The organism is Nostoc sp. KVJ3 (assembly GCF_026127265.1).
Classification (GTDB): domain Bacteria; phylum Cyanobacteriota; class Cyanobacteriia; order Cyanobacteriales; family Nostocaceae; genus Nostoc.
The window spans coordinates 3,047,641-3,072,931 of the sequence record NZ_WWFG01000002.1; the positions used below are offsets into that span (position 1 = coordinate 3,047,641).

Here is a 25,291-nt window from a genome sequence, read left to right on the forward strand (position 1 = left end):
TTTCATCCTGCCCACCTAGCACTTCGGACAATTGCCATTTGATCGAGCAGTCGTAGACACTGATTGTTTTTAGCATTTAGTAACCACTCTCCACGTAAAAAGGGAGCCATAGTATCTGGAACACTAGTTGGTGGCATGAGATTCTGGACATCCAACCAATCCATACCGCCGATTTCCTCTACTGCTAAACCCACTATTGTCTCTTGCTCTTCGATGGCAATCACCGAAATTTCTGCTCTATCCGTGTTTAATGCACTTGCTTCCCCCAGAAATTGACCCAAATCAGCCACCCAAATAACTCGACCTCGTAAATTTAGAGTACCCAAAAGTAAAGGAGAAGCATTAGGAATCGGGGTGATTCTATCAGGACTTAGTTCAATTACCTCCCGAATGCCAGTTGCTTGTAGTGCAAACTCCTGATGCGAGGGAATGTAAAATCTCAAATGTAACTCACCTTCAGGACTTTCTACTTGTAATTCTGGTCGGAAGTGGTCTTGACCGCTACCACTTAAAAAGTCCGGTTTGCTGACCATGTTATTTTTATCCTTATCCTCGCAGCAGTTGTTTGACTGTTCCTACCAACTCGGTTGGTTGAAACGGTTTGGCTATGTAAGCGTCTGCACCCTGCTTCATGCCCCAGTAGCGATCGAATTCTTCGCCTTTAGAAGAACACATCACCACTGGGACATTTTGGGTTTTGGGATCGGATTTTAACCGCCGACAAACTTCGTAGCCGTTCATCCGGGGCATGACAATATCTAACACCACTAAATCGGGAGGTGCTATTTGAATTGCCTCCAATGCTTCTAATCCGTCACTGGCATGGGTTACTGTTAGCCCAGTTGCTTTTAGGAGGTCTGTAATCATCTCCCTCTGCGCGATACTGTCTTCCACAATCAGAACTGTACTCATAAATATCTATTTACCTCCTGATGTAGACGTTCCTATTTGGAACATTCCCTGATTCCTCCGCAAGTATTAACTGTATAAATTAATTGTATGTTCTCACTATTTTCCTGGATATTGAGGTTTCACGAAGTTGGCTGACTCTGTGATAACATCTTTTAACTCATCTTTTAGTAGATCAACAAATTTTAGGAGTGCTGAGTGAGGAGTTAGAAGTTAGGAATTGGGAGTTATTAAAAGATTCTTCCCAATGCCCCATGCCCAATACCCAACTTTCATTGGTTGTTGAGATATTTCTCTACAAGCATGAGTAATTCAGTGTCTGTAAATGGTTTTGTTAAATAATCTGTAGCCCCGACCATACTAGCTTTGACTCGATCGATAAATCCATCTTTACCAGTGAGCATGATAATTGGTGTGAGCCGAAATGCTGTGGAATGTCGCAGCATGGCACAAACCTCGTACCCCTCTAATTCCGACATAGCAATGTCGCACAAAATTAAATCAGGTTTGAGTTGAAAAACCAGACTTAGCGCCTCTAAGGGATTGGTGAGAAGGATCGCTTCATAACCTTGTGATTGTAAGATCGAATTTATAGTCTCACCGATGGCGATCGCATCGTCAATACATACTATCCGCCCCCTGTGTTTTCCCTCCAATTCCCAGCTATCAGTGTGGGTATCTGATTTAGCCGTAACTGAATATATTAGTTGTAGCCAACTCTGTTGCACATAAGGATATATTGCTTTAGCAACTGTCAAAATGTCTCGGTTGAGATAGCGAGCTAGTTGACGCAAGGATGTTTTACCATCAGCCCAATGCTGTAATTTCTCCACAGTTGCTTCTGGTAGCGATGATTGTAGCTGAACTTTGTCAGATAGTGCTGGCAATTGTTCGGGAGACTGAATGTGTGGATAGAGTTCCTTCCACTCTTGCACCTGCTTTGTAATTTTTGTCACAAATGGAGCAATCTCGAAAGTGTTTAATTGTGGGGCAAGGGCCGCACCCTGATGGAAAATGAAGTTCCCTTGGTGTAAACTCAGCAGATCAAAGAGAGTTTCATGCACCAAGCCGTGAATAATACTACCAGCTATCTTGGGGTTGATAATATTCCGCTCCAAAAGTGCCCACAGATAGGCATACTCTGGGGAGTCGGTTGATGGTAGAGAGGTAATTTGTTTGTCGGTGAGCCGTGTCTCGACTCGATAATGACGTAAATAATCGTTAATTCTGGATAAACTACTCTCACCTTCTTGGCAATAGATAATTTGACCATTCAGAAAAAAGACGAACCAAGACTGTTGTTTGGGGCGATAAATGCTTGTTCCCTCTCCATTGCGCTTGTTGTTATGGTGAGAGCTACTGGCTCTCACCCATAGTTGCCCAGTTCGCTGTCCTAACTCAATCAATTGCAGGATACTGCAAATATCAATTTCACTTAAATTTCCCTGCATTTACCTAAAAAGTACTCCTTGTAATGCCGTTAATATTATTTTTGAATTGTGTCCTGCAATTTTTCCATTTTTAGAGCAGGTAGTTTAAGTATTGATTATGGAGGATTGGCAAGATTTTTACCCTTTTCCTTGTTGCCATTAGGGAATAGATTCAGCTATAAACCTTAATCTTTCGTAATACACTTTGACAAAGCTAGTGTTAACACGGAAGTCATCATCACTGTCATCAGTACAAAATATAAAGGCGCGACCAACTCGCTTTTATAAATATCAAGGCGTAATATATTGCGTCTATAGTTTTGTCTGTCTTGTTCTCCTAAACCTGGGTTCAGTGAAACAAGTTAACAGAATTATTTAAGGTATATCCCAAAACACGAACTTTAAGTGCATCAATAAAGGAATAACGGTGTGCTGTATTTAGCAGAAGTACAAAAACAGAAAGGTGGTTTACTCAGTGGCGGTGGCAAAACCGAATTGAAACTACTAGCTTGTCAGCGAACTGACCAGAATTGGAGTACTGTGTCGGAAGAAGTGATTGCTGCTGAGGACGCAAGCAAATTAAATGATGGCGCTTTGGTACTGGTTGAATTGAATCCAAATCGTCAAGTGCAGCGAATTCAAGAAGCAGGGCGGCCACTAGTCAATATTTTGCAGAATTTTTCCCGCCAATTGGAGAAATTCAAGCTCAAAGAAGATGAAATCGATCAGTGGAAACAGTCGTTAACGTTTCAGGCGCAAGAGTTGAATCGCCGTGAAATGGACATGGAAGTACGCTCAGAACAGTTGCAAAACATGGAAGAAGAGTTGCAGCAACTGGAGCAGCAAAAACAAGAAGTTGATACATCCCGCGAGGAAATTGAACGCTTACAAACAGAAGTTGAACGCAACCGCCTAGAATTGGAAGGCGCTTGGGAACATTTGCGGGGTGAGCAACGCCGTCTAGAGGAACATCTTGCGGATTTTAAACAGGGGACGGTTTTGGATGAGGAGCAAAGTCGGGTAATGAGTGAGTTACTCGATCGCTTATCTAGTCGCGTTGCTCCCACGGAAATAGTCAAAGAACACCTGCATAATGCTTTTGAATTGGTCGAAAAGCAGCAAGCAACTCTAAACCCGCACTGGCAAAAACTAGAAGAAGAAAAAACTGCGATCGCACAACAGCAAGCAGAAGTAGAGCGGTTGTCACAAACATTTAGCGATCGCCAAAATGCATTGCAAGAAGCACAAAATATTTTAGTTCAGCGAACAGCCCAGTTGCAGATAAATACAGCAGACCTTACCAGCAAGCAAGAGTATGCGCGGATAATCAAAGAGCAGTTAAAAAATGCTGAAGAGTTATATCAACAAATTCACTCTTTAGCTGCAACATCTGGTGATGTAGTTCTCGGACAGCAAGCTAATGTGGAAGCTTTGGATAAAATGTCTTTAGAAGAACTACAAAAGATAGTCCAAGACTTGCAGTATAAGCTGGAAATAGATGCTACCTTTGTTCACGATCAAGAACAAGAACTTAAATATAAACAAGTTGCTATAGAAGAACTGCAAAATAAATTAAGCCAAGCATCTGACCAGGCTCGCATCAATTTGGAACTGGAATTAACGGATGAAAAAGACCTCTATCAGATGCTAAACTCCAGTTTGGTGGGACAACGCCGCAACATGTTACAGCATCAGAAGTTTCTCAAGCAACACCAAGCTGTATTGCTACGGCGACAAGGACATCCTGTTGCTGAGGAAGAAGAGGGTAATAAAGTTAATTTAGAGCCGATTCTGTTACAAATTGAAACCCAGCGACAACAATATTCGCAGGAAATCCAAAAACTGGAACGTGAAATCGATCAAATCCTTTCTGGTATTGAGCTAAATCAGGGAATGATTGATAATCAAACCCACGATCTAGATGAAAAGCGCCAAGAACTGAAAGCGATCGAGGAAAACTTGCTATCTCTACGAAGAACAACTGCTGAATGCTGTGGTCGAGTGAATCTTTATCAAGAAGCACTACAACCAATTCAGGATTCTCTCGATGGCTTACGGCAAAAGCTGCAAGGAATTAGAGAATCTTTGGATCAATTCCAGGAAACTGGCGATTATCAAGTCCAAGCGATCGCTCAGTTGCGCCACACTCTCCAAGCTTTAATGCCTCAGCCAGAATTGTTAGCATCTTAACAAGTTCTGAGGATTAAATAATTCGTAATGACGCTCCTGCGTCGCTACTGCTACGCTAAGTAATTCGTAATCACACTTTTTACGCGCACGGTCATTACGAATTAGTAATTACGAATTATGATGATATGCATTATGTCACGATTTAGGTGTTGAATAGTAATCAAATCTAACTTATTTTTTGGGCTAAAAGGCAACTACGAACTATGAGCTTAGTTATTATTCCATAAATAAACTAGATTCTACATGAAAAAACTTCTAAAACTAATAATGTGCATTGTCCCTGATGACAAAAGAGTTTAAGTAACTATTTCAAACAGATCCAGTCACCTTCTACTTGAGCGATCGCACCACCAGGAAATGGATCGGTTTGCGATCGGTTTGGCGCTATAATTAAAGCCGTTAATTTTTCGATATGTTCAAAACCGGGGGCATCAGCCAGTATTTGCTGCAACACCTGACGCATCACCCGACGTTGCAGTGCCAATGGTGCTTTCTGCAATACCCGACGATTTAACTTCAAGGGAAGAAGAGTAAGGGAATTTTCTTCATCCCCAATACCCAATGCCTTTTGGCGCAACTCCTGGGCAGCCTTTTCGAGATATTCTACTTCTGCTTGGAGAAGTTCTGCTGTTTGGGCTAAAGCTGATTCTACTTGGGGATTGAAATTTTCCCGTAAATATGGTACTAATTCTTGTCGAATCCGGTTGCGGGCATATTGCAAATCTTGATTGGTGGAATCTTCCCAAATTGGTAAATTAAATTCTTGACAAAATTGCTCTGTTTGTATACGAGTGATTTCTAAAAGTGGACGCACTAGCATAATGTCTGTAGTGAGAGGGCGTTGCCAAGTGAGGGCTTGCAAACCATCAGCACCAGTACCGCGAATTAAGTTGTAGAGGAGAGTTTCGGCGCGATCGCTAGCGGTGTGACCTGTAACTATATACTGATAATTGTTTGCTTGCGCGATCGCACTTAAAGCTTGATATCGCCAATTGCGTGCAGCAGCTTCACTATTTATAGATTCCTTTGCTGTTTCTAAATAAAAGGATGTACCCCAAGTTTTAGCTAAGTTTTCCACGTGATGAGCATTGGCTTGGGAGTCAGAACGCCACCGATGATCGCAGTGGGCAATACCTAAATTCCATCCCCATTTGGATTGTAAATCTAAAAGTAATTTTATTAAACACAAAGAATCTTGTCCGCCGGAGACAGCGATTAATAGTCGCTCGTTGCGCTCAAAGAAGTGGCGCGATCGGATGGTGCGATGGATTTTTGCATGTAGAGGAGTCCATACCATTTTGAGTTTTTACCGCAAACGGACACAGATAATTGTCTCTTATATCAACATGCATCGACAGTTCCGATTTGGGTATTAATTTTCACTTTGGTTAAGTTGCTGTCGAAGATCGTCGAGGGGAGAGCTTTCTTGATTGATATCTAAGCGATTATTTTCTTGTTTTTCTTCAATTTCAACTTCATCAGGGCAAAATTCTAGGCGGACTCTAATTTTGCCTGTCCGCCATTGTTTACCAGGGATTAAAACATAACATTCAAATCCTTCGTCAAATATTCTTGAACCTGACGATGTACAGTGTTTTGACCAAAATCTTTTTACTTCCTTTAAAAGCTGAAAGACTATTTGAGTGCGGGGTAAATTTTCAAACGTTTCTTGGTGAAAATGCACAACATCTTTTTCAGGATTTAGAGGTTTCCATTTATCATTCATAAATCTTGCTCCTGTAACTAAATCTATAGTTCCCAAGAGAGATAAATTAATTGGAAATCCTTAGAGTTTTTGAATTTGACTTGCAGCTACAACTTGTTGAACAGTTAGTTCTAGTTCAGGGAAAGTCGTAGAGAGAATCCGGTCATTACCTGTAAACTTTTGGACTTGGTATTGGCCTTCAACCAATTGGTAAACAAAAACCGTGTGAAGTTTGGGATTACCGAGATAAGCGCGACTAGCAATTGCTAGATAATCCACAATCCAATATTCAGGGATACCTAGCCTCTGATACTCATCTAATTTGTCAACATAATCATCATCCCAGTTTGTTGAGGTAACTTCTACAGCAAGTTGAATTGGCTCAATCAGCGCCCCATAAGCTAGAACATTGCTGTTCCATTGTGATGCACTAACTACGCTCACATCTGGATTTCTACCTCGTTCTTCTCCAGCATCAGTAAACGTTTTTACAATTACATCTTTGTCGGCAATATAGTCAAGTTCCAAGCGTCTAATTTCATCATTGAAGGCAAGCATTAAAAACCTTGCCACATTCTTATGCGCTCTAGTTGCCTCTACTTGTATAATCTCTCCATTTAACAGTTCATAAATGCCAGAGCCATCAGGGTATTGTTCTAAAAACTCTTCAAAAGTTAGTTTTTTAACTGGAGTCTGAACCATATTGTTCACCTGCTCAAAAAGATTTATAACTATTTGTAATTGATAATTTAATTATCAATTACAAATAATTTTATTTTTCTATTTGTTTAAGCTTTTCAAAAATCTCATCAAGTGGTGATTCCAATTCATCAGGACAAAATTCTAAAGCAAGTCTAACTTTTCCTTTTTTCCATCCTTGAGTACTAAATTGCAAAACTTCACAATTTAATCCTTGGGTATATAAATTGACTTCATCTGTCTCTTCTGCTCCAATATATTCCTTAATTGCGGTAATCAAATCACGGACTTTAAAAGTTTTAGCAATATTTAATTTATTAAAAGTGTCTGGTTCTATAGACACAACTTCATCGTGATTTAGTCTCTCAAATCCATCTTCCATAAAAATGTCCTATCACTAAATCTATACTTTCCAGTGATATAACAGTTCATCCGAAATAATTCCCAAGAGATAATAGTAAATTTAAATCTGCTCCTTTCTCCCTCTCCTTTGCTGGCTAAGGTGTACACACAAGTCTTTAAGAAACCTCACCCTGGTTTTACTACGTAAAACCTGTCCCTCTCCTTACTAAGGAGAGGGATGTCCGATAGGACAGGGTGAGGTTTTTCTTTTTTTTGGGTGGTTCGATGACTTGTGTGTACACTGTAGCCTTTGCTGGAGAGGGTTAGGGGTGAGGTTATTAAAAGAACCAGCCGTAAGAATGCAAACCTTTACCTAAAAGATTCACACCGAGATAGCAAACCCAAACAACAACAAAGCCAGTAGCAGCTAAAATGGCAGGACGAAGACCTTGCCAACCGCGAGTGATTCGGGCGTGGAGGTAGGCGGCGAACACTAACCAGGTGATTAATGCCCAAGTTTCTTTGGGATCCCAACTCCAGTAAGAACCCCAAGCTTCGTTAGCCCAAACGCCACCAGCAATAATGCCAATTGTCAATAAGGGAAATCCAAGCCCGATGATGCGATAGCTGATATTGTCGAGGGTTTCGGCAAGGTTAAGGCGCTGAGGTGAAAGAGGTTCGGCAGATGCTACGGTTTGAGGCTCAGAAGTAGTTACTAAATTCAAAACGGCAGTGTTAGCATTACCGTTGCCGTTGCTACTACTTTCAAAACGAGCAAAGCCGTTATTTTCGCCAGAAGGGGCTGGTGGTTGAGAAATTAGTTCGGCTGCTTTGTGCAAGCGGTAGCCGTTGGTGCGATAGCCACCAGTACCTACAGAACTGCCTTGTAGTTGGATGTTTTGACCGCGAGTGACAATTAGAAAAGCGATCGCTAATAACGCACCCACCATTAAAGCAGAATAACTCAACATCATGACGCTGACATGCATCATCAGCCAATTTGACTTCAATGCAGGTACTAAGGGTTCTGATGCTTGCATCTGGGATGGTAATGTCATCGTCGCAAAAGCAGCAATCAACATTGCCACCGGAGATGTAACAACTCCTACTAAGCGGCTACGGCTACTACTTTCAGCAATTAGATGGACGGTGGTAATTCCCCAAGTTAAGAAAAATAGAGATTCATAAAGATTACTTAGGGGAAAGTAACCAGCTTCTATCCATCTTGCCCCTAATAGAGTCGCCATACACAAATTAGCGATCGCCATCCCAGCTGTCCCCAAAGCGGCTAGATAAGGCAGATTCGGAAAAGCCGCTCCTCCCCAATACACCAGCATTGTTAGGAATAATATGGCAAAGGAGGCATTGTCCAGCCAGTTCTGGAGTACAACCAGGTTCATAAAGTGTTCTCTCCGTGAATGATTTAAAATATGGATTCTGACTGTTCTGATCCTATATGCTTACAGGGTGGAATTGGGAATTGAGAATTGGGTATTAGGAATTAGGAATTAGGTATTAGTTCTTTATTCTTTCTCCCCCTGCTCCCTGCTCCCTGCTCCCTGCTCCCTGCTCCCTGCTCCCCACTCCCCACTCCCCACTCTCCTATTTAACAGAGTTGCTCTTATCGCTTTCTGGACTAGGCAAGGGAGTCGTGTTATTAACTTTTTTGAGTGCTATAAAAATATCGTAGAGGTTACTACGATTATCGCTGACAGCAGATGTCATCCCAATTGAGCGCGTTGCATCAAGCAAAGTTTGTTGATTGGAAATTACAGTTGGTATAGGGAAATTTTTCACAGTTCGTTCCACATCCAGAAAAAATTGACCATTTGTTGGATTTGGTTCATTAGGAACTGTTTGTTGGAAGGGGAGAGTGCTAGCTAGTGTATTGTTGGGTTTGGGAACAATCTTATCAGTGATAGGAGCACCCACTACTAAAAAGGCGACATCTCCATCTAACCAACCGTGGGTGGCAGTTAAGGTACCGTAAGGTGAAACCCAGTTAACAACAGGTTGCCCTGCAACTTTCGCAGATTGGACTTGGAACTGGTATTGATTTCTCATCACATCATCTAGCTGTTTTATGGATGCTTCAGCTGAATTACGATCGCTGCCTTGTACCATAAACACTAAACCCGAACGAAAATTGTCTGGTGAACCTGCTTTTGGACTACTAGGAATCACTGATAAGGAAAACTCGCCTTTCATCCAACTGAGCAAATCCTTATCTAAATCGAGAGTGGTAAGAGATTTTATCCCACCTCTGAGTTGTTCTGGTGCGATCGGTGACAAGGGATTTCCCTGAGATGTTAAAACGTAATCTCCCCACAACCTCTGTAAGTTTCCCCCCGAAAGCATCATTAAGGTTTCTGCTGGTAGGCGGCTTTGCATTTGCCCAGCTTTGTTTTCTACCGCCAGCACCCTTTGACTATTAGGGTTTAACCAAGAAACGCCCTGAAAGCGGATTCCTTCTGCCTCTAAAGTCATTGTCCCTGCTAAACCTTGGTTATTTTGCAGTTGAGCTAAAACTTGAGCAGGTAAAGGGCGATTTGGAGAAGCTGCGGCTATTTTGGCTGCTGTGGGCACATTGACGTAAAACTGGCCAAAGGGTTGAACGTTGGCAATTTTTGGGAAATTATCAGCAAAGCCCCCTGTTGTCGCTAGGGATGTTTGATTTTTGTAGGCATCGATCGCTCTTTCTGTAGCTTTGGGACTATCAGTGATGACTAAAAAACGCCCATCTAGTAATGCTGCTGAGAAGTTTTCCCCTGCTTGTCCCTCACTTTGTTTGATGGCGATTCCTTGATAAATCCGATCGATCCATTTGCCTTGTTTAAGGGTTTTGGGTTGTGCAAAAATGCTTTTGGCAATTTCTTGGTTTTTCACTGGTAATACCATTACCATCGACTGCTGATCGCTGGCAGGATCTTCGTTGGTGGTAACTGGTTTAGGTGCGGCTTTACTCACTATTGCTGGAGCAAGAATTGCAATTGTAACGTCATTGCCTACCCAAGGAGCGATATCTTTCTGGAAGTCGTAACCATTATTAGTGAGAAAGCGATCGCGCAATTCTACTAAATTTTTGTCCAGTTCTACTTGGGTTTCTTTTGTCCCAAACTGCCGCAATTTCTGCCACTGCTGGGGATCTGTTGTCAGAGAAACCGCAAAAAGCGCATCACCAGGAATAATATTTGCACCTACTAGCAAATCGCCAGAAGATATTTGTCTCTGACTTAATAACCAGTATGCTAGAGTCCCCGCACCAATCAATAGCCCAGCAGCAGAGAGCGTCAGCACCAGAGACGGTTTCTTTTTTTTCTTCATCGGAACAGACACAAGAGGCGGTGCCATTGAAACCTATACCTTATACTTGCAAACTCATTACTTGCTTGATTAGTCAAGTACATCAAATGGTTTAACCATTCTTTAAGGCAGCTAATTGGATTAAATTTTTCTACCTTAGATGCTGATGCTACTTAGATAATCAACTTTCCCTAGTCTTTCAAAAGCTGTGTTTTTGACTCAGTTACCATTTTTAACACGCTTTGTTGAATTTCGTAGGACGTTTCGCTAAGATTAACGCCTCATTCGGAAAATTTCCGCAAGTAAATCTGTGATTCCAAACATTAGACAATATAACTAACTGGATAAAGCTGCAAGTGAATTTCAGCTACTTGGCTTTGCTTGGTAGCGATCGCTTACAGTAGGTGGGTACACCATCGCACCACATAATGAGTGCAATATTTTTTGGGACAACCTATAATTGCAACTCAAATCCAGGTAATATATCTTCTCCAGAAACAATCGCCGGCATTTGCACAACTTCTACAGCTTTCAAAAGTCGGTAAATTTCAACTTGACGATCTTGAGGATTAATCAGCCAACCCAAACGCAGACCATTTTTGATATATTCCTGCATTTTCTCTTGAATCTGTGACAGTCGGTCTGTCTCCGATCGCAGTTCAATCAAAAAGTCGGGTACAAGTGGCGGAAATTTTTTTTGTTGTTCTGGTGTTAAAGCTTCCCACCGCTCCAATTTTACCCAAGCGGCATCAGGAGAACGTTTTGCACCATTAGGAAGTATAAAGATAGTTGAAGAACTAAAAACTTTCCCTAATTTAGCTTGACGATTCCAAATTTCTAAATCAGCGATCAGTCCAGCTTCTTGATTTCCGCTTTCCCCTCCGACTGGTGGCATAATTATTAATTCTCCGGCTGCATTCATTTCCAGGCTTAAATCACCATTGGCAACACACAATTGATAAAATTGCTCATCGCTTAAATGAGCAATCGGTTCTAGATTTAGCACAACAGTATTCATTAAATCTTTCCTCGTGTCTTTCTTGCTAACATCAGTAGGAAATTCTTGATTGTTGGAAGATTTATTTAGGTGTAATTTGCAACCCTCTTATACTTGCAACTCAAATCCAGGTAATATATCTTCTCCAGAAACAATCGCCGGCATTTGCACAACTTCTACAGCTTTCAAAAGTCGGTAAATTTCAACTTGACGATCTTGAGGATTAATCAGCCAACCCAAACGCAGACCATTTTTAATGTATTCCTGCATTTTCTCTTGAATTGGTGCAAGCCTGTCTGTCTCCGAACGCAATTCAATTACAAAGTCGGGTACAAGTGGCGGAAATTTTTTTCGTTGTTCTGGTGTTAAAGCTTCCCACCGCTCCAATTTTATCCAAGCAGCATCAGGTGAACGTTTTGCACCGTTGGTAAGTATAAAGATATTTGAAGAACTAAAAACTTTTCCTAATTTAGCTTGACGATTCCAATTATTTAAATCTGTAATTAAATCTGCTTCTTGATTTCCGCTTTCTCCTCCTACTGGTGGCACAATTATTAATTCTCCGGCTGCATTCATTTCCAGACTGAGATCGCGATTGGCAATACACAATTGATAAAATTGCTCATCAGTTAAATGAGCAATCGGTTCTAGATTTAGCACAACAGTATTCATTAAACCTTTCCTCATATCTTTCTTGCTAACATCACTAGGAAATTCTTGCTTGTTGGAAAATTTCTTGAGGTGTAATTTGCAACCCTTCAAATAAGGAATCTTCTAAACTATCGATACCGCGTTTGGTTTGAGGGAGAATATCAGGATAAAAAATAGTAATAGTTTTTGCTCTAGAATCAATAATCCAAACTCGTTGAACTTTAGCTTTTAGATAATCAGTGGCTTTTTCGGTCATTTCTCCGAATGTTTGACCGGGAGAGATAATTTCAATGACTAATTCGGGTGCAACAGGACAAGCCTCATCTTGCAACCAATCAGCAGAAAGACGGTTATAAGAAACATAAGTCAAATCTGCTACAGGAACCCAGTCTTGTTGATTTCGTGTTAGCTTAATTGCCCATTCAATTACAACCCGCCCCTTTCCTTGCGCCCATGCAGACAATAGTATAAATAATGCACCTGTTATAGAACTATGAAAAAATTTTGGTGCCATCTCATCATTTTTGAATTTGGGAACAGCTTCTCCGTCAATGAGTTCGTAGGTAATGTCTCCTTCGGGAAGTGCAAGGAATTCTTCGAGGGTGAGTTGGGTTTTGAGTAGAATCATGGTTGAACTTGGGGAATGACTCTATTTTAGAGAGGATGCGATCGCCTAACAACGGCAAACCATCACCGAAAACTCATTAGTCTTCGGCACTAAGCTAAAAATCTTTTAATTTGCATCCTCAAAAAAATAAATCTCTTGTGGGGAGGGCAACATGAGCGCCCTAGGTGTGCAAATTAAATGCGCGACAGCTTACTACCAAATTTGATAATTTCATTGTATGATTTCAGCTACTTGGTTTTGCTCGGTAGCGATCGCACCACATCATACTTCTTACTGATTTTTGGAATTTAATTGCATAGCTCCCAAGTATTTAGTTAAATAAGGCGAAAAAACTTCATAAATTAAGGTTAGTGGCTGTCCATGATGCCAAAACAAGTAGTGGCGACCCCAAAAAGGCCCAGTTACATCAAAACCAGACTCTAGCGCCGATGAGTCACCATAATATATCCCTCGAACATCCCGATACAACTCTGTGCGGAGACGAGCTAAACTTGCCCAAATTGGTAATGAACGATTTTGCAAATACTCATCTACATGACTGGCTTCCCACCACGAAGTAGCATAAGCTAATCGTTGGCCAGAAGCAGTCCGCAGCCACACTTGCCGCCGTAGTCTCGGCCCTGGAACAGCCTGGATTAAATCAGGTGCAGCATCTAAGTCCATGCCAATCAATGACATATCAATAACATCTACTTCTACAGGCTCACCTGTAAGCAATTCTAAGTGACGTGTTGGAGAGCCATCACCCAAAAGCATTAACTGCCAAGCCGGTGCTAGCTGAGTATGAGGTAAACTTTTTTGAATTACTTCCTCCCCTCCTTGCCAAATCGGAGTGAGGCGATGCCAAGCTGCTGGCTGTGTTAAGTTGTTTGTCGGCGTAAAAGTGATACTCAATGCTTTTTACAAAACTTCACGTATCTCTATAAAAGCATAAAAAACAGAGCTATACCAAGATTTAAGGGTCAATAGTCTCAGGTTTATTGACCCTTCACTATTGACCCTTGACAAACAAAAATATGCGGATGGCGAGACTCGAACTCGCAAGGGCATTGCCCACACGCACCTCAAGCGTGCGCGTATACCAATTCCGCCACATCCGCACGGCTTGTCTAAAGATAGACTATAGCATAAGAAAATAATTATAGTAAGGTGATATCTAAAGTTATATTTCTCAAAAATATAAATTTCTTCAAGGCGGTATCAGACTGACAGAAATTTGGCATCTGCACAAGTGATATTAAAAAGGGTAGAGCGACTGTGGCAGAAACGGTGCGATGTGCGATCGCACGCAGCCAAAACCCATTTTGGTAAGCTAGCCAAGACTTACAGCAGCAATGTTGTTAGTGTAGTTAAGACCGGTAGAGGCAGCAAGGCTGCAATTTGCGAGTTTGCTTAAAATCAGGGTGGCGAATCTCCTGTGATAATTTGAAATAATGCGGAAGCGTCGTTTCAACTTGGATCGGGGAAAATGTGAATCTACTGGTAATGATATCGAAACTAAAAAATGAAGTTTGACAAAATATTAATTGCCAATCGGGGAGAAATCGCCCTTCGCATTCTCCGCGCCTGTGAAGAAATGGGAATTGCGACAGTCGCGGTTCACTCCACCGTTGACCGAAATGCTCTCCACGTCCAACTTGCTGATGAAGCGGTTTGCATTGGCGAACCAGCTAGCAGTAAAAGTTATTTGAATATTCCCAATATTATTGCGGCCGCCCTGACGCGCAATGCGACAGCCATTCACCCCGGCTATGGCTTTTTGGCAGAAAATGCCCGGTTTGCGGAAATTTGTGCTGACCATCATATTGCTTTTATCGGCCCAACTCCAGAAGCTATAAAGTTGATGGGCGATAAATCCACTGCCAAAGAAACCATGACAAAAGCTGGAGTCCCCACAGTCCCAGGTAGTGAAGGGTTAGTAGAATCTGAGGAAGAAGGATTAAGATTCGCCAAAGATATCGGCTATCCAGTGATGATTAAAGCCACAGCCGGTGGTGGCGGCCGGGGTATGCGCCTAGTTCGTTCTGAAGATGAATTTGTCAAACTGTTCTTAGCAGCCCAAGGGGAAGCAGGAGCAGCATTTGGGAATTCTGGCGTTTACATCGAAAAATTTATTGAACGTCCCCGCCACATCGAATTTCAAATTTTGGCGGATAACTACGGTAATGTCATCCACTTAGGCGAACGCGATTGTTCAATTCAGCGCCGGAATCAAAAGCTACTAGAAGAAGCACCAAGTCCGGCTCTCGACCAAGACTTGCGTGAGAAAATGGGACAAGCTGCTGTCAAAGCTGCCCAATTCATTAATTACAGTGGGGCGGGTACTATCGAGTTTCTCTTGGATAGATCCGGTAAATTCTACTTTATGGAAATGAACACCCGGATTCAAGTAGAACATCCTGTAACAGAGATGATTACTGGGATAGATTTGGTTGCCGAACAAATTCGGATTGCTCAAGGGGAAAGACTTAAGCTTACCCAAGAGCAAGTAGTTTTGCGGGGTCATTCGATCGAGTGTCGGATTAACGCTGAAGACCCAGATCATGACTTTCGCCCCTCTCCAGGACGGATTAGTGGCTATCTACCCCCCGGAGGCCCTGGTGTTCGGATTGATTCTCACGTTTACACAGATTACCAAATCCCGCCTTACTACGATTCCTTGATTGGCAAGTTAATTGTTTGGGCCCCAGATCGACCCACTGCTATTAACCGCATGAAACGCGCACTCCGGGAATGTGCCATCACTGGACTACCGACTACCATCGGGTTTCATCAAAAAATTATGGAAACTCCACAATTTTTGCAGGGTAATGTCTATACAAATTTTGTGCAGGAGATGAACGGGTAGGGGATTGGGGACTGGGAAGAGGGCAGGGAGCAGGGGGCAGGGAGCAGGGAGCAGGGGAAGAACTACTGATTTATTGAGGGATTCCCAATTCCCAATTCCCAATTCCCAATTCCTAATTCACACGAGATAGCATAGTCAGCAATCCTTGCTGACCTAGCAATATTTCTCGTAGTAGGCTGAAGATGCCAACCCAAATAATCGGTGTAATGTCCACTCCGCCTATAGGTTGTACCAGTTTTCGTAATGGCACTAAAAATGGTTCGGTAGGCCAAGCTATTAAATTAAAGGGCAAACGATTCAGATTCACTTGCGGATACCAAGTAAGAATGATCCGAAATATAAACAGAAATGTCATCACCCCTAACACAGGGCCAAGAATCCAAGCAGTCAGGTCAACACCAGTCATCGGTTTAAGGTACTATCTGTAAATAAATAAGACTTAGGCAACGGCAAGCTGCACTTCGCGATGCCGAACAGCCCGTCGTAGACATCGCCACAAAATTTGAAGCTTTGTAAAGCACTCTTATCATTATTTTAACCAAATGCTGCTACTTCCTTCTTGAATAGAAAAGTAAACTCCCTCACAGCAGTTACTAAGTTTGGCAGTTCCGAGTTAGAGGCTTCTCAAGAAAGTAATACACTATTAAAATTAGGATGAAGTGTGTAAAAAAAGGTTTAGAAGTATGACGCCTTCTTTAGCAAATTTTCTTTGGAGTTTGGCTTGGGGTACTGCAATTGTTGTAATACCCGCTACAGTTGGTTTAATTTTCATTAGCCAGAAAGATAAAATTCAGCGTTCATAATGCTTATGAGAGTCAAACTGACTCTCACAACCAATTGTCTGTCAGCTATTTATAGTTGCACTATAAGCAGCAGTATTTGCCGCTATAAGCATTTATAGCTAACAGACATAGTTTTTTTAATTTTTCGGTGAACAGCTTCAGAGCTTCTTTGCCAGAGGCTTTGAAGCTTCAATATTTATCGTGACTAATTAGAGTAGTGATTTTAATTGTGACTCGCTAACATAGATTTGATATTGGGAAAACAGCAATGATAAATTTTGGGCTGAACTCAGCCAGTTTTCTGGCTCAGGTAAATTTTGGGGCAAATTCAGCCAGTATTCTAGGAATTTTCCTGGCTGTGGCTGGGGCAGCACTGTATTTTCTCCGCACTGTGCGTCCAGAATTGTCAAGGGATCAAGATATCTTTTTTGCAGCAGTCGGTTTGCTCTGCGGCTTTATTCTCGTGTTTCAAGGATGGCGGCTAGACCCGATTCTGCAATTTGGTCAACTGCTTTTAGTTGGCACAACTGTATTTTTTGCAGTTGAAAGTATTCGTCTGCGGAGTATAGCTACCCAGCAAGCAAAGCGCAACACTCCCATTGTGGATGAAGACAGACCAGTTAGCGATCGCTATTCCTACAACGATCGCAGAAAGTATCAAGCTGAAATGGATGCAGACTTAGATCCATTGCCTTATGAAGATGAGGAAGAACGCCCCGTGCGTCCCCGGATTCAGGGTAGCAGGGATAGAATTTCGACTCGTGATGACTATTCCGAGGAGCAAAACCCCCGTCGTCCAGAACGCCGTAACAGCAGAAGTAGCGAAAGACAGGCTCCAGCAGATAGAACACGGGGGCGGACTTCTGGCCGTCCTGTGAATCGCCCTTCTGAAAGCTCTGAAGATGAAAATTGGGGTTCTTCATCTAGGCAAGTTGATGATTGGGAAAGTTCGGGAGGGGAAGTTAGAAAACCTTCTCGCCGTAATAATAACGGTTCTCAACGTCCAGAAAGCCGGGAAGATGATGCTGCTCCCAGACCAAGAAGGCGTCGTCCATCTACTGACTCGGCTTCTCGAAGACCGCGCGAAGATGATGAGGCGATCCCAACTGATTATGTACCATACAACCCAATTGAAAAGCCAAATCAGGGGCCAGATAATTCGACCGATTTTGATGACGATGTTTAAAACAGTTGGTGTGGTAGTAGGTTTAAAGGCGACGGAAAACAGTTGAGGTGGAAAAATTTACGCCTACATTTTGGCTCCAAAGACCAATTCATTGGAGCCTGGTTTTTGGTTTAACAGGTTTGCTTGCATCTTGTGGTTCTAACGATATTCTCACAGGGCCTACTTCCCTCAACAGTCGCTACACCGAGGAGCAACCTGCTTTAAGTGGAAATGGGCGCTTTTTAGCGTTTGTATCCAATCGGAATGGTAATCAGCAGCTACTGGTTTTCGATTTGGAGAGGCAACAATTTATTGGCACACCGGGTATAAACCGAGCAGAGACAATTGCCGAAAGTCCCAGCTTGAGCTACACCGGGCGCTATATTGCTTATCTTACCAGCGACCAAGGTAGGCCAGTGGTGGCGCTTTACGATCGCGCTACACAACAGTCGCAAATCGTCACACCAACCTATCGCGGCTGGATCAGAAAACCCAATATCAGCCCAGATGGACGTTATATTGTCTTTGAAAGTGCTAGCCGTGGTCAGTGGGATATTGAAGTCCTAGACCGAGGGCCAAATATTGAGTTAGATATTCCTAACGGTGCAACCGTAGGTTCACCTCCGTAGGGGAGCAGGGGAGCAGGGAGCAGGGAGATGAGGGAGAATAAATTAATGTCTGCCCAATGCCCCATGCCCCATGCCCAATATATGAAACGTGTTTTATTTATACCTGTATTTTTCTGCTTAAGTTTATTAACTGGGTGTTTTGGCTACCCTCGCCTTTTGAGTTATCCCTTTGATCCGGGGGGCGGAGTCTCAATAGTTTAGCGTCGGAATTAGACCCGCAAATTTCTGGGAGATACATTGTTTTTATTACTGACCGACGGGGTAGCCAAGATGTTTATATGTTTGATACGGTGACTCGTGATTTGGTTGATTTGCCAGGTTTAAATTCCTTTGATGCGATCGCAAATCATCCTAGTGTTTCACAGGATGGTCGTTATATTGTATTTGCGGCTAGCCGCCAGGGGCGATCGGCTATTTTTCTCTATGACCGAGAAACACGCCAATCACGGAATTTGACCAATAACCTCCAAGCCGAAGTCCGCAACCCTACAATTAGCGCTGATGGTAGTAGGATTGCTTTTGAGTCCAGTAACAACGGGCAGTGGGATATTTTAGTATACGACCGGAATGGACAGCCGTTAAATATACCTCAAGAACCGCGTTGAAGAATTGGGAGTGGCTTAGGCATTAGGCATTAGTTCTTTATTCTTTCTCCCCCTGCTTCCCCTGCTTCCCCTGCTCCCCCTGCTCCCCCTGCTGCTCCCTCATCTCCCCCACTCCCTACTCCCTACTCCCTAATTCTTGTTGCACAGATTCAATTAGCGATCGCACTTGTTCTGTCCCTTCTGAAGGTTCAAATGATAAGGGGAATTTACCCCGGATAATCATCCGCAAACCGAGGGGTGCAAGACTGAGTAATCCTTTTAAATCCCGAAAATAATTACCAACTACTTGTAAACCAAATTGACGTTCATCAATCCAACCACCTTCTTTAACTAAATCTATCAAAACTTTCCGGTGACGAATTGAGCGACTATCGCTAGCTTCTTTGTGGGTGAGAATTTCTTGTTTAACTTTGGTGATTTGTTCTAATGGTGCAACTTCCATTGGACAAACTGAGTCGCAGTACAAACAACGAGTGCAACCCCATACGCCTTTAGTACCTTCGTTGTAGCTTTCTAAACGATTTTCGGTATCGCTATCGCGAGAATCCGCTACCATCCGGTAAGCTTTGGCAAGGGCATGGGGGCCAACAAAGTCTGGATTAACTTCACGGGCGTTGCATTCAGAATAACAAGCACCGCACATAATACAGTTACCAGTTTGATCGAGGCGCGATCGCTCTTGCGGTGTTTGCAAAAACTCTCTTTCTGGAACTTGTCGAGCTGCTGTACTCACGTAAGGAGCAACTGCCTCTAAATTGTTCCAGAAACTGCTCATATCGACAACCAAATCTTTAATCACGGGCATATTGCCGAGAGGTGCGATCGTGATTTCACCAATGGCATTTACTTTACTTTGAGATGATGGTATTTGTTGTAATCTAGCAAGTTCACTACCAACATTTTCCTTGCAAGCTAAAGCTGAACGCCCATTAATTCGCACAGCACAGCTACCACAAATGGTATTACGGCAATTTTTGCGAAATGCCAACGTTCCATCTTGCTCCCACTTAATCTGATTGAGGCAATCCAGGATTGTATTACCTGATTCTGCCTCTACAAGATAGGTTTGCATAATAGGGGAGGAATTTTGTTGCTGTCTAATGACCTTAAAAATAACTTCCATGACTACTAACCAAAATTTTAAAATTGCTTCACCAGCCTAACAATCATGTGTCAAGGCCGATAGTTCCGAAAAGTAAGCTATACTTTTTTGCCCTCAATTCAAAGCCTGGTGTTAATAGACTGACGATTAAAGGGCAACTGATTCTAGTTTAAGGATAACCATTAAAATTTTACTTTTAGCGGTGCTGTAGGCAATATTTGTGTCAAATTTTGAGATAAAACGCCAAAAATGTAACGATCGCTTGACATTTAATTTAGCCGTTTGAGAATGTAAAGGAAAGAGGCTTTACTTAAAAAGGGACTCAGGTTGATCTTTGTCCTAGCGATCGCATCCAAATTAAATGTATTTCCGGTTAGCAACACATCTTCATGTCAACTTGAGTCAAGCAGTCATGGCTAGAAAATTCTGCCTTTGCTGCCGCTTGACGGAATTTTTTGATTATATAGAAATGTAAAAGCAGATATTCAATATATAGTAGTGGCAATTAACCGCTAGGCGGATGTTAAGAGATTTATTCTTCCCATAGACATACGGACGAAATCTTCTGAACGCTTTTGAGCTTATGGTAATAAACCGAGGAAAAATCCTCACCACTTTCAAATAAAAGTCTTGCGCATCGGAGAATCCTGGATAGGCGAGACTTTGAGATTTTGCATCCTCTCAATCAAGAAAATCTTGGATTTAACTCATTAGTCAAAACTGCTCATCTAAATTAGATAAATTTTTATAATGCAATCAAGGGTTAGGAAAATCGTCACGGCTTTTTCCAACCTTTAAGTCCAGAGATTTAAATAAAAATTTACCAGCAACTTTAATTCAAAATTAAACAACTATTTTGCTATTATTAGTCCATGCTAGTATTTAATATAAAATTACGAAGTCACAAAACCAGAATCAATAGCCGTATCAGCGCGGCTACTACTGCTTTGTTGATTCGTAATGTAGAGACAAGAAAATTCGCGTCTCTACTGGCAAGACAAAAGGGCCTAGCCCATAGGACTCTATTGAAATACTATGCTGTCCTAAGCTTGAGAGGACGAGTAGAGAAAACTCTACCTGCTCATTAGCTAGAAGGGCAAGCACTGAAGTGAAAAACCTGCAATTTATTGGGTCTATGACTTATTTGGAGTAGAACCAACCCCATTTGTAAAGGTGGCTGAAAGTTACACCGCTACAGTAGCGCCAAAAGAGAAAATAATTTTATTTCTGATGGCGAATAATGGTTAAAAGTGCCGTGAAATCAGCAAAATTAATTTCTATGGCAACTATGACCTCTAATTGGTTGTGGACAACCATAATATGAAGTGCTTTTGTCTCCTATCGGCAGTGATTCACCCGTTACATTAGAGTCCTAAGTAGCTCTATGCAAAAGCTAAAAAGCCAAATGCACAGCATGAGACTACATCGTTTATCAGCTTGGAGAGAGTAAGGAAAATTTGAGCATAATGACTGAAACTGCAACCGCGCCATTAACCGGAAAAGCACTACTTGCGAAAGTAAAAGAACTTTCCACTTTACCACGGCGAGAAAGAGCTAAACAGTGCGGCTACTACACTGTTACTAAGAATAACCAGGTTCGTGTCAATCTCACCGATTTTTATGACGCTTTGCTATCGGCTAGAGGAATTCCTCTCAGTCCAGAAGCACCTAAAGATGGTCGTGGTCGTGAACCGACATACCGGGTTAGTGTCCATCAAAATGGTCAGATTGTGATTGGTGCTACATATACCAAAGCAATGGGCTTAAAGTCTGGAGATGAGTTTGAAATTAGACTGGGATACAAACATATTCACTTGATTCAACTTGGTGAAAGTGAGAAAAAACTCACCTCGCCAGATATAGATTCTGAGGACTTGGACGAAGATTTAGAAGACGAAGAATAAATTTGCTAATGGTAAGGATAAGTTTCAGGTAATGATAACTTGTCCTTATCCAGATAGCAAACTCAGATCAAAATACGATTAGACCCCTTGCAGAATTTACAAAATTTAGTAGAGTCTTGATTAGTCAGCAAGAAATCTATAGCGCAAGAAGTCTATCGTGTTTTTTTTGATAACTTTCTTTAAGCCTTCGGTCAACGCTTTACTCGTATTTATGCAAAATGCACCAGCACTAGTTATAGTGATGGCATTTTTTATTTTCTGGATAGTTTGCTGGTTCCCAGTAGCAGTAGTATCAGCAATATTGCTCAATTGGCAACCGCCTAAACCTTTGCAGCCAGAACAAAAGATGCCGTTATTGGTGTCACTTTACCTATTAGCTCCCCTGATTCTGTGGGGAGTTAGTTGGTTTACCAATAAATCTTTTTCGGATTACGGCTTTGTTGGAAATCTTTCAACTCTTGGTTCTTTAGGACTAGGTTTCAGTTTGGGAGTGGTAAGCCTAGCTATTGTATTTAGTGGGCAATTCGGCTTAGGTTGGTGTTCTTTTGAAAAGACGAATTTCAAGTTACTACTACCCATCTTGATACCGATTTTCTTGATAGCGTTGTTAGTCGGTGGGATAGAGGAGTTAGTTTTTCGGGGTTTCCTATTTACTGAATTAGCACAGGATTATCCCATTTGGATAGCAGCAGCAATTTCTAGTTTGATTTTTGCTTTACTACATCTAGTTTGGGAGCAACGCGAAACCGTCCCCCAACTGCCTGGATTGTGGTTGATGGGAATGGTGCTGGTGTTGGCACGCTTTGCCGATCGCAACAATTTGGGTTTAGCTTGGGGACTACACGCGGGATGGATATGGGCGATCGCCACCTTAGATACAGCAGAATTAATTACTTACACAGGTGAAGTCTCTGACTGGTTCACAGGTAAGAATAAAAAACCTCTAGCTGGTTTGGCGGGAATTATTTGTGTACTAGGAACTGGAATAATTATCTGGCTTTTCTCTAAGTCTTCTTAATGATGTTTTTCAGCTTACCAATCAGCCAAAGACTACTTAGGCTTCTGGTTCAATGCCGAGCGATCGCAATTGGGCAGTTAAGCGATCGGCTCTTTGACGTTCTAATTCTGCTCTTTGGCTTTCTAATTCTGCTCTTTGGCTTTCCTGTTCGGCTCTTTCCTCACCACTCAACAACAAATTACCTTGCAAATCCCACCAGCGCAACCAAGGTAATTCTGCATTCTGATAAACTCCTTGCCAAATACCTAACTCAACTCCCAAAGGGGCAATCGGATAATGTCCCCGTTCATTTGCTGGTAAAACTTGATATTGGCTTTCAATAATGTGGTACATTTCCACACTGGCTTTATTCACTTCATAAATACCATAAAAAGCCGGATGAATTACCTGCTCATAAATCCAAAATTTCCCCTTCCAAGGGGTTTTATCTCGCTCCTCGCTACCATCCCCAGAGACAAATTCCAATACAATTAATGGAGCAATGTGTTCTTGCCAAAGCACATAAGAGCGGCGCATTTGCCCATTCAGTGTAGGCGGTACATTGGGGACATAGAACCAATCAGGAGCTTCTGCACCTCGTTCTGGTGGGTCAGTAATCCGCCAATAGATCCCACTATCTTGACCGATGCAATATTGCCCATCAGGATGACGTTTTTGCAATACTGGTTTAATGGATTCTGTTATTAGAATGCTTTGAGGATGTTCCTGAAAATTTTTCACGAAGGTGCCATCAGACTCTGGAAGTTGAGTGTGGTCTGGAAGAGCAATATTAGTAGCTGGATTAGTTGCAGTCATAGGGCTACCCTCGCGTTTTTCGTGAGGTTTCTTATTTAGTCTACCAAAGGTAGGCACAAACAAAAATCTGAAAAAACTAAGTATTATAATTTGCGGGAACTGATGGCGATCGCTAAATCCATCGTCTCAAAGTACCCGCAGTAAGCTAGGAATGCTTTCAATCGCTGACAAATCTCGAATTTCTGCCAAAGCTTGTCTAAAATTCCCTTCTCGAACATCATGGGTAACAACCACAATCTCTGCTAGTTCCCCTTGAAAGCCAGTTTGGACAATTGACTCTAAGCTAACGCCATAGTTACCAAAGCAAGTTCCCAATTTACCGATCACTCCCGGTTGGTCATTCGTGAGGAAACGCGCGTAAAAACGAGTTATCAGTTCTGCCATTGGCGCAATTTGGCAGTATTCCTGATGTCCACAAGCTAATAATGGATTTGCAACTGCTGTATTGGTTTTGAGGACAGCAACTAAATTTAAAATATCTGATGTTACAGCACTGGCGGTTGCACCAGCACCAGCACCGGGGCCGAAAAACATTACTTGGCCGATGGGTTCTCCTTCCACAAGAATGGCGTTGTAAACGCCGTTGATGCTAGCCAAAGGGTGAGCTTTGGGTACTAAAGTCGGATGAACTCTAACGGAAAGTTGCGATGAGGGAGTATCACGTTTAGCGATCGCTAATAATTTAATCACAAATCCCAATTTTTCGGCGTAGGCAATATCTGTCTTGCTAACTTGCCGAATTCCTTCGGTATAAACATCTTGTAAGTTGATGCGTCCGCCAAAACCTAATGATGCGAGAATGGCAATTTTATCACCTGCGTCTAAGCCATCAACATCAGCTGTCGGGTCAGCCTCAGCATAACCCAAGCGCTGGGCATCAGCTAAGACATCGCTGAAGTTACTGCCTTCTGTTTGCATCCGCGTCAGGATGTAATTAGTTGTACCGTTGACGATGCCTGTGACAGTGTGAATCCGGTTAACACTTAAAGACTGCTTCAGGGGTTGAATCACTGGAATCCCACCACCCACAGCAGCTTCTAACATCACATATACGCCGGTTTGATTGGCGGTTGTGAAAATTTCTGCTCCAAAGCGGGCGATCGCGGCTTTATTAGCAGTGACTACGTGCTTACCATTACTCAAAGCTTTGAGAATTAGCGATCGCGCCGGTTCTAATCCGCCCATCACCTCGACAACTATATCTACTGCCGGATCGTTGACAATAGATTCTAAATCTGTAGTTAAGACTTCCGTAGATAATTCTACTGCACGGGGTTTGTCGAGCGATCGGACTCCCACCCGATAGATTTCGATCTCTTGCAACAAAGGGTGACGACCAACCTTATCTTGCAACAACTGTACTGTTCCCGTTCCCACGGTGCCTAATCCCAGTATCCCTAGTTTCACACCCACAAATTTTGCACCCAATTTATTTTTTAGTGCTGAGTGCTGAGTGCTGAGTGCTGAGTAGTTAGAAGTATTTAGTACTTTACTACTCATCACCTTGAACTCTTTCCTCAGTTATTTACAATATTCATCACAAAACAATTGTAGGGTGAGCATTGCCCACCCTACTAATTCATAACTTA

The 25,291-nt window shown here is 42.3% G+C and carries 25 protein-coding genes, 1 tRNA gene and 1 pseudogene; 9 read left to right on the top strand and 18 right to left on the bottom strand.

Annotated elements, in window-relative coordinates:
- Window positions 1–2: 2 nt before the first annotated feature.
- The 3 genes from GTQ43_RS29220 to GTQ43_RS29230 form a co-directional block, all read right to left on the bottom strand.
- On the bottom strand, window positions 3–533 hold the full coding sequence (locus GTQ43_RS29220; RefSeq protein WP_265276137.1) for a chemotaxis protein CheW: 531 nt from the start codon (window positions 531–533) through the stop codon (window positions 3–5).
- A gap of 13 nt (window positions 534–546) precedes the next feature.
- Window positions 547–912, bottom strand: a complete 366-nt coding sequence (locus tag GTQ43_RS29225) for a response regulator transcription factor (RefSeq protein ID WP_069073698.1) — start codon at window positions 910–912, stop codon at window positions 547–549.
- Window positions 913–1,181: 269 nt separating this feature from the next.
- Complete coding sequence (locus GTQ43_RS29230; RefSeq protein WP_265276138.1) at window positions 1,182–2,360, bottom strand: response regulator; 1,179 nt, start codon at window positions 2,358–2,360, stop codon at window positions 1,182–1,184.
- Between the two features lie 408 nt (window positions 2,361–2,768).
- Between GTQ43_RS29230 and hmpF the strand changes: the two genes are divergently transcribed.
- Window positions 2,769–4,529 (top strand): pilus motility taxis protein HmpF, encoded by a 1,761-nt coding sequence (hmpF, locus tag GTQ43_RS29235; RefSeq protein WP_265276139.1) that lies wholly within the window; start codon window positions 2,769–2,771, stop codon window positions 4,527–4,529.
- A 304-nt stretch (window positions 4,530–4,833) separates the two neighbouring features.
- On the opposite strand, the gene tilS is transcribed toward hmpF, so the two are convergent.
- The 11 genes from tilS to GTQ43_RS29290 form a co-directional block, all read right to left on the bottom strand.
- The gene (tilS, locus tag GTQ43_RS29240; RefSeq protein WP_265276140.1) at window positions 4,834–5,826 is read right to left on the bottom strand and encodes a tRNA lysidine(34) synthetase TilS; all 993 of its coding nucleotides are present in this window, start codon (window positions 5,824–5,826) and stop codon (window positions 4,834–4,836) included.
- Between the two features lie 75 nt (window positions 5,827–5,901).
- A complete protein-coding gene (locus tag GTQ43_RS29245) occupies window positions 5,902–6,255 on the bottom strand; it encodes a KGK domain-containing protein (RefSeq protein ID WP_265276141.1) in 354 nt (117 codons plus the stop codon).
- Between the two features lie 60 nt (window positions 6,256–6,315).
- Window positions 6,316–6,936 (bottom strand): Uma2 family endonuclease, encoded by a 621-nt coding sequence (locus GTQ43_RS29250; RefSeq protein WP_265276142.1) that lies wholly within the window; start codon window positions 6,934–6,936, stop codon window positions 6,316–6,318.
- Window positions 6,937–7,006: 70 nt separating this feature from the next.
- Window positions 7,007–7,315 carry a KGK domain-containing protein gene (locus GTQ43_RS29255; RefSeq protein WP_265276143.1) on the bottom strand — a complete coding sequence of 103 codons (309 nt, stop codon included), beginning with the start codon at window positions 7,313–7,315 and terminating at the stop codon, window positions 7,007–7,009.
- A 298-nt stretch (window positions 7,316–7,613) separates the two neighbouring features.
- Window positions 7,614–8,675, bottom strand: a complete 1,062-nt coding sequence (gene ccsB, locus GTQ43_RS29260) for a c-type cytochrome biogenesis protein CcsB (RefSeq protein WP_265276144.1) — start codon at window positions 8,673–8,675, stop codon at window positions 7,614–7,616.
- Between the two features lie 202 nt (window positions 8,676–8,877).
- Entirely contained in the window at window positions 8,878–10,626 is a 1,749-nt protein-coding gene (locus GTQ43_RS29265; protein ID WP_265276145.1) for a DUF3352 domain-containing protein, read from the bottom strand.
- Between the two features lie 406 nt (window positions 10,627–11,032).
- Window positions 11,033–11,596 carry a Uma2 family endonuclease gene (locus GTQ43_RS29270; protein WP_265276146.1) on the bottom strand — a complete coding sequence of 188 codons (564 nt, stop codon included), beginning with the start codon at window positions 11,594–11,596 and terminating at the stop codon, window positions 11,033–11,035.
- An 87-nt stretch (window positions 11,597–11,683) separates the two neighbouring features.
- Entirely contained in the window at window positions 11,684–12,247 is a 564-nt protein-coding gene (locus tag GTQ43_RS29275; protein WP_265276147.1) for a Uma2 family endonuclease, read from the bottom strand.
- Window positions 12,248–12,281: 34 nt separating this feature from the next.
- The gene (locus GTQ43_RS29280) at window positions 12,282–12,854 is read right to left on the bottom strand and encodes a Uma2 family endonuclease (protein WP_265276148.1); all 573 of its coding nucleotides are present in this window, start codon (window positions 12,852–12,854) and stop codon (window positions 12,282–12,284) included.
- Between the two features lie 270 nt (window positions 12,855–13,124).
- Window positions 13,125–13,748, bottom strand: a complete 624-nt coding sequence (locus GTQ43_RS29285) for a chorismate lyase (protein ID WP_265276149.1) — start codon at window positions 13,746–13,748, stop codon at window positions 13,125–13,127.
- A gap of 123 nt (window positions 13,749–13,871) precedes the next feature.
- Window positions 13,872–13,954, bottom strand: a tRNA-Leu gene (locus tag GTQ43_RS29290).
- 116 nt (window positions 13,955–14,070) lie between these two features.
- On the opposite strand from GTQ43_RS29290, the gene GTQ43_RS29295 reads away from it, so the two are divergent.
- Window positions 14,071–14,250, top strand: coding sequence for a hypothetical protein (locus tag GTQ43_RS29295; protein ID WP_265276150.1), 180 nt, complete (start codon window positions 14,071–14,073; stop codon window positions 14,248–14,250).
- A 108-nt stretch (window positions 14,251–14,358) separates the two neighbouring features.
- Window positions 14,359–15,702: an acetyl-CoA carboxylase biotin carboxylase subunit gene (gene accC, locus GTQ43_RS29300; RefSeq protein ID WP_265276152.1), complete on the top strand. Its 1,344-nt coding sequence runs from the start codon at window positions 14,359–14,361 to the stop codon at window positions 15,700–15,702.
- Between the two features lie 112 nt (window positions 15,703–15,814).
- On the opposite strand, the gene GTQ43_RS29305 is transcribed toward accC, so the two are convergent.
- The gene (locus tag GTQ43_RS29305; RefSeq protein WP_265276153.1) at window positions 15,815–16,108 is read right to left on the bottom strand and encodes a YggT family protein; all 294 of its coding nucleotides are present in this window, start codon (window positions 16,106–16,108) and stop codon (window positions 15,815–15,817) included.
- 277 nt (window positions 16,109–16,385) lie between these two features.
- Here GTQ43_RS29305 and psbX point away from each other — a divergent pair, with 277 nt between their 5' ends.
- The 4 genes and pseudogenes from psbX to GTQ43_RS29325 all read left to right on the top strand — a co-directional run bounded on the left by psbX (window position 16,386) and on the right by GTQ43_RS29325 (window position 18,883).
- On the top strand, window positions 16,386–16,505 hold the full coding sequence (gene psbX, locus GTQ43_RS29310; protein ID WP_015112477.1) for a photosystem II reaction center X protein: 120 nt from the start codon (window positions 16,386–16,388) through the stop codon (window positions 16,503–16,505).
- A 247-nt stretch (window positions 16,506–16,752) separates the two neighbouring features.
- On the top strand, window positions 16,753–17,670 hold the full coding sequence (locus GTQ43_RS29315) for a Ycf66 family protein (protein ID WP_265276155.1): 918 nt from the start codon (window positions 16,753–16,755) through the stop codon (window positions 17,668–17,670).
- Window positions 17,671–17,717: 47 nt separating this feature from the next.
- Entirely contained in the window at window positions 17,718–18,278 is a 561-nt protein-coding gene (locus tag GTQ43_RS29320) for a TolB family protein (protein WP_265276157.1), read from the top strand.
- 81 nt (window positions 18,279–18,359) lie between these two features.
- Window positions 18,360–18,883 (top strand): annotated as a pseudogene (locus tag GTQ43_RS29325) (TolB family protein).
- Window positions 18,884–18,998: 115 nt separating this feature from the next.
- Here GTQ43_RS29325 and GTQ43_RS29330 read toward each other — a convergent pair.
- The gene (locus GTQ43_RS29330) at window positions 18,999–20,006 is read right to left on the bottom strand and encodes a succinate dehydrogenase/fumarate reductase iron-sulfur subunit (RefSeq protein ID WP_265276158.1); all 1,008 of its coding nucleotides are present in this window, start codon (window positions 20,004–20,006) and stop codon (window positions 18,999–19,001) included.
- Between the two features lie 1,445 nt (window positions 20,007–21,451).
- Between GTQ43_RS29330 and GTQ43_RS29335 the strand changes: the two genes are divergently transcribed.
- Both GTQ43_RS29335 and GTQ43_RS29340 read left to right on the top strand, forming a co-directional pair.
- Window positions 21,452–21,889: an AbrB family transcriptional regulator gene (locus GTQ43_RS29335; protein WP_265276160.1), complete on the top strand. Its 438-nt coding sequence runs from the start codon at window positions 21,452–21,454 to the stop codon at window positions 21,887–21,889.
- Between the two features lie 211 nt (window positions 21,890–22,100).
- Window positions 22,101–22,907 (top strand): CPBP family intramembrane glutamic endopeptidase, encoded by an 807-nt coding sequence (locus GTQ43_RS29340; protein WP_265276572.1) that lies wholly within the window; start codon window positions 22,101–22,103, stop codon window positions 22,905–22,907.
- A gap of 36 nt (window positions 22,908–22,943) precedes the next feature.
- Here GTQ43_RS29340 and GTQ43_RS29345 read toward each other — a convergent pair whose 3' ends face one another.
- Both GTQ43_RS29345 and GTQ43_RS29350 read right to left on the bottom strand, forming a co-directional pair.
- Entirely contained in the window at window positions 22,944–23,702 is a 759-nt protein-coding gene (locus GTQ43_RS29345) for a Uma2 family endonuclease (RefSeq protein WP_265276161.1), read from the bottom strand.
- Window positions 23,703–23,828: 126 nt separating this feature from the next.
- Window positions 23,829–25,115: a homoserine dehydrogenase gene (locus GTQ43_RS29350; RefSeq protein WP_265276573.1), complete on the bottom strand. Its 1,287-nt coding sequence runs from the start codon at window positions 25,113–25,115 to the stop codon at window positions 23,829–23,831.
- Window positions 25,116–25,291: the final 176 nt, after the last annotated feature.

Bases quoted from the DNA above. Each gene is read 5' to 3' on its own strand.
- GTQ43_RS29220 (WP_265276137.1), bottom strand. From the start codon at position 533: ATGGTCAGCAAACCGGACTTTTTAAGTGGTAGCGGTCAAGACCACTTC.
- GTQ43_RS29225 (WP_069073698.1), bottom strand. From the start codon at position 912: ATGAGTACAGTTCTGATTGTGGAAGACAGTATCGCGCAGAGGGAGATG.
- GTQ43_RS29230 (WP_265276138.1), bottom strand. From the start codon at position 2,360: ATGCAGGGAAATTTAAGTGAAATTGATATTTGCAGTATCCTGCAATTG.
- tilS (WP_265276140.1), bottom strand. From the start codon at position 5,826: ATGGTATGGACTCCTCTACATGCAAAAATCCATCGCACCATCCGATCG.
- GTQ43_RS29245 (WP_265276141.1), bottom strand. From the start codon at position 6,255: ATGAATGATAAATGGAAACCTCTAAATCCTGAAAAAGATGTTGTGCAT.
- GTQ43_RS29250 (WP_265276142.1), bottom strand. From the start codon at position 6,936: ATGGTTCAGACTCCAGTTAAAAAACTAACTTTTGAAGAGTTTTTAGAA.
- GTQ43_RS29255 (WP_265276143.1), bottom strand. From the start codon at position 7,315: ATGGAAGATGGATTTGAGAGACTAAATCACGATGAAGTTGTGTCTATA.
- ccsB (WP_265276144.1), bottom strand. From the start codon at position 8,675: ATGAACCTGGTTGTACTCCAGAACTGGCTGGACAATGCCTCCTTTGCC.
- GTQ43_RS29265 (WP_265276145.1), bottom strand. From the start codon at position 10,626: ATGGCACCGCCTCTTGTGTCTGTTCCGATGAAGAAAAAAAAGAAACCG.
- GTQ43_RS29270 (WP_265276146.1), bottom strand. From the start codon at position 11,596: ATGAATACTGTTGTGCTAAATCTAGAACCGATTGCTCATTTAAGCGAT.
- GTQ43_RS29275 (WP_265276147.1), bottom strand. From the start codon at position 12,247: ATGAATACTGTTGTGCTAAATCTAGAACCGATTGCTCATTTAACTGAT.
- GTQ43_RS29280 (WP_265276148.1), bottom strand. From the start codon at position 12,854: ATGATTCTACTCAAAACCCAACTCACCCTCGAAGAATTCCTTGCACTT.
- accC (WP_265276152.1), top strand. From the start codon at position 14,359: ATGAAGTTTGACAAAATATTAATTGCCAATCGGGGAGAAATCGCCCTT.
- GTQ43_RS29305 (WP_265276153.1), bottom strand. From the start codon at position 16,108: ATGACTGGTGTTGACCTGACTGCTTGGATTCTTGGCCCTGTGTTAGGG.
- psbX (WP_015112477.1), top strand. From the start codon at position 16,386: ATGACGCCTTCTTTAGCAAATTTTCTTTGGAGTTTGGCTTGGGGTACT.
- GTQ43_RS29315 (WP_265276155.1), top strand. From the start codon at position 16,753: ATGATAAATTTTGGGCTGAACTCAGCCAGTTTTCTGGCTCAGGTAAAT.
- GTQ43_RS29330 (WP_265276158.1), bottom strand. From the start codon at position 20,006: ATGGAAGTTATTTTTAAGGTCATTAGACAGCAACAAAATTCCTCCCCT.
- GTQ43_RS29335 (WP_265276160.1), top strand. From the start codon at position 21,452: ATGACTGAAACTGCAACCGCGCCATTAACCGGAAAAGCACTACTTGCG.
- GTQ43_RS29340 (WP_265276572.1), top strand. From the start codon at position 22,101: ATGCAAAATGCACCAGCACTAGTTATAGTGATGGCATTTTTTATTTTC.
- GTQ43_RS29345 (WP_265276161.1), bottom strand. From the start codon at position 23,702: ATGACTGCAACTAATCCAGCTACTAATATTGCTCTTCCAGACCACACT.